The 2962-nt window shown below is 56.3% G+C and carries 5 protein-coding genes; all 5 read right to left on the bottom strand.

Annotated elements, in window-relative coordinates; all coding sequences use genetic code 11:
• Positions 1–128: 128 nt before the first annotated feature.
• Entirely contained in the window at positions 129–563 is a 435-nt protein-coding gene (locus ETD83_RS40895; protein WP_138650615.1) for a hypothetical protein, read from the bottom strand.
• Positions 564–574: 11 nt separating this feature from the next.
• Complete coding sequence (locus ETD83_RS40890; protein ID WP_138650614.1) at positions 575–994, bottom strand: hypothetical protein; 420 nt, start codon at positions 992–994, stop codon at positions 575–577.
• A gap of 594 nt (positions 995–1588) precedes the next feature.
• On the bottom strand, positions 1589–2014 hold the full coding sequence (locus tag ETD83_RS40885; protein WP_138650613.1) for a hypothetical protein: 426 nt from the start codon (positions 2012–2014) through the stop codon (positions 1589–1591).
• Positions 2015–2023: 9 nt separating this feature from the next.
• Complete coding sequence (locus tag ETD83_RS45800) at positions 2024–2188, bottom strand: DUF2637 domain-containing protein (RefSeq protein WP_329603073.1); 165 nt, start codon at positions 2186–2188, stop codon at positions 2024–2026.
• A gap of 16 nt (positions 2189–2204) precedes the next feature.
• The gene (locus ETD83_RS40880) at positions 2205–2402 is read right to left on the bottom strand and encodes a hypothetical protein (RefSeq protein WP_138650612.1); all 198 of its coding nucleotides are present in this window, start codon (positions 2400–2402) and stop codon (positions 2205–2207) included.
• Positions 2403–2962: the final 560 nt, after the last annotated feature.

The following is a 2962-nucleotide window of genomic DNA, read 5'->3' as shown; positions in this document are numbered from 1 at the left end:
TGACGTCCGCGCCTGGGTCAACGAGTGGAACACCGACCCCAAGCCGTTCGTGTGGACCAAACCCGCCGACGACATCCTCGAAACCCTCGCCGGATACTGCCAACGAATTAACGACTCAAGACACTAGCTCAAGAACGACTGGTTGAAAGATATCTCCTGATTATTGAAACATCAGCAGTGTCCTTATCTCTGGACAAGTAATTCTTCCAAATGAGAGTCAGCTGCAATGACATAAAATTCACTCCCTCTATCACATCCGCCGAACTGATCAAATAATCAACCGTCCATCCGAACCTGGCCGGAAACCAACAATTCAACACTTCGATCGAAGTATCTTCAAATCTCCAGTCCACCTTCAATGCATCATCAAATGGCGCCTTAATTGGTGAATGTGTTCTGACAATTTTTTCCCAGGCGGAACCACGTGCTACCAAATCAAGGTCCTGGATTTGATCTCGCAACCCATGAACAAGGAGTGGTGCGCTACCTGCAATCAAGAAATCGTCAACCGGAAGGTCTAGTTCAGATACTACCGCAAGTAGTTTTCCAATACTCTCTATCAAACCAAACCTTCTTACATAGGCTTGAGGTTCAACGCCATGCGCACCAGCACCGCCCAGATTACCGCAAAAAACACACTGACAAAAGTACCTATGATAAACCGCTCACCAAATTTCGGGTCTTCATCGAACTGCTTATGTCTTGCGAATGACTTCGCAGTTATCGCCAATGCGGCTGCTGCCGCCTGTCCACTCACCACGAACGTAAATACTAGTCCTCTCTCAAACCAGCCGATATATGCATAATTGGCGTCAAATGCAAATATCTTCGAACGCACTTTTGGTGCCGACTCATCGAAGATCGAATAGATCCTTGCCACAACTTCATGACTTACGAATATGGAGGCCAATGCTCCTGACGTCACTATCGCAAGACTATTGTTTTTCGCTGCTTCTGTAAGGATATTCGACAGTCGCTGTGGACCGATGGCCAACCCTAGCAGGAAAACGGTGAAGCAGATAAGTATAAATGCACTAATGATTGATCTTCCATGAGACGTTCGATTACTTCTCATCCAAGATTTTCCCTCTCCCAACTCACTCTTTAGGCGCCTCACAATTCCAGATAGGTAGAACCTAATTCCAAATTTTCGCTCATTCCTCCTAGTGCCACCACTGGTGCTTGAACCAGCTCTCTGTTCGGCTAGCTTTTCCCAGATTCCAAGTGCACACGACCAAAATGCCAAAACAAATGCGAGAGACAGTGTCTTCCAAAGGGGCAGAATCGGAGCCATTATCCAAGTGGCATAGATCCATACAAGGGTTGCACGAAAGATAAGGAATCGCCGCAATACGGGCAGACTGTCCGCCAGAAAAATGGCCACAGTCAGGCCAATTAACAGTCGCGCTATTTCCATTCTTCATCCCATTGGGTAGCCACTCTTGAGTTTATTAGACGCTCGCGGCATCACTTGAGTTCCATTGCAGCCCACGTTCTGCCGGAGGTCTAGTGATCTCGGTTCGGAGACCCTCAAACTGGAGACCATGCGGAGATCACGCACCATGCTCGCGGCCAAACAAGATCCTAACTACCGGACTTGGCTCGCACATGCGAATAGGACGCTAACCTGGGGAGAACACTCCCGCCGGTCGATGCCGTACTTCTCGACGAGGTAGCGCTGAGAGAGCGGGCGGCCTGGACCGTTCAGGCTTGCCCTGTACTCGTCCAACACCGCTTGTTCCGGGGTGCGTTCCACTTCGGTGCGAGGCTGCGCCGGTTCGATGCGTTCCTCGTCCTGGATGTGGCTTGCTGCGGTTCGGGTGAGGGTCATCAGGAGTTCGAAGGAGCCGACTAGGGCGAGGGCGGGCCATGCGCTGACGATCGCGCCTATGACGCCGTGAGTTGCGCCGTGTGCCACGTTGGCACCGACCGTTGCCACGATGCCTACGGCGAGGCTCCACTTGGGGAAGGGTGAGGCGGGCTGCTGCCGGCGGCTGGCGTTCAGGATGACCATGGATGCGGCCTAGATAAGGCCGTCCGCCGTGAACGGGACGGGGCGTGCCGTGGGGCCCGTCTCGCCGTGGGTGTGGACGAGTTCGTAGGCGTGGCGGTACGAGATGACGGCTGCCACGGCGGCTACCCCCATCACGGCGAGAGCGGTTGTGATCCGTATGAGGCGGTCAGCCATGGGATATCTCCCTCCGTCACTCGATCACGCAGGGGTCGTCCTCGCCGTGTGTGATGAGGCGTTCGGCGAGCATCAGGGCCGTGATGGCGGAGTTGCGGTCTAGAGAGCGCGGCCATGTGGTGATGTGCCAGCCGCAGTCTGTGCGGGTGGCGGAGGCGATGACCTTGCCTTTTACCGTGGCGGTCATTGTTGTTTCGGTGATTTCTAGGGCCATGGTGGGCCCTCCCTCCCTGCGGAGAGAGAGGGGAGTCAGGGGAGCCGATCTCGGGAGCCAACGCCGGTCGGATTGGGGCGATACGGCTCGACTGTGCCTGAGTGTTCCTCTGGCTCCCATTCCTCGTTTTTGCAGGTGAGCGGCTTTTCAAGACTGTGGCGGACGGGGGCGGACTAAGGCCCCCTCAGCCCTTCCCTAAGTGAGGGTTAAGGGCGTACTTGTGGGGGGTCGGGCGGCTTAGCGTGTGGGTGTCACATCGGAGACACGGCGGAGGTGCACAGGCGGAGAGCAGAGCGAACGTCGGCTGAGGTTCCGACTGAGGTTCCTGATTGAGACAGGTTTCTGGCCTGCACGGCTTTGTAACCCCGCTCTGGGGCCGTGCGGGCCAGAAGTCTTTTCAGGGGCGGGGGAGGGCGCCCAGGAGGAGGAGGCGGACGGCGTCGGCGGTGCCGGTCGCGGTGGTGTCGCCGGTGGCGAGGCGGCGGAGGGCCAGGCCGTAGAGCAGGGCGACTACGGCGGGGGCGTGGCGTTCGGCGTCGGGGACGTCCAGGGACGTGAGG

The sequence above is a fragment of the Actinomadura soli genome (assembly GCF_005889715.1).
GTDB lineage: Bacteria > Actinomycetota > Actinomycetes > Streptosporangiales > Streptosporangiaceae > Spirillospora > Spirillospora soli.
This window is presented reverse-complemented; position numbering and strand designations above follow the sequence as displayed.

What these genes read in the sequence shown, in the direction of transcription:
- ETD83_RS40885 (WP_138650613.1), bottom strand. Translation starts at nt 2,014, where the DNA reads ATGGTCATCCTGAACGCCAGCCGCCGGCAGCAGCCCGCCTCACCCTTC.
- ETD83_RS40880 (WP_138650612.1), bottom strand. Translation starts at nt 2,402, where the DNA reads ATGGCCCTAGAAATCACCGAAACAACAATGACCGCCACGGTAAAAGGC.
- ETD83_RS45800 (WP_329603073.1), bottom strand. Translation starts at nt 2,188, where the DNA reads ATGGCTGACCGCCTCATACGGATCACAACCGCTCTCGCCGTGATGGGG.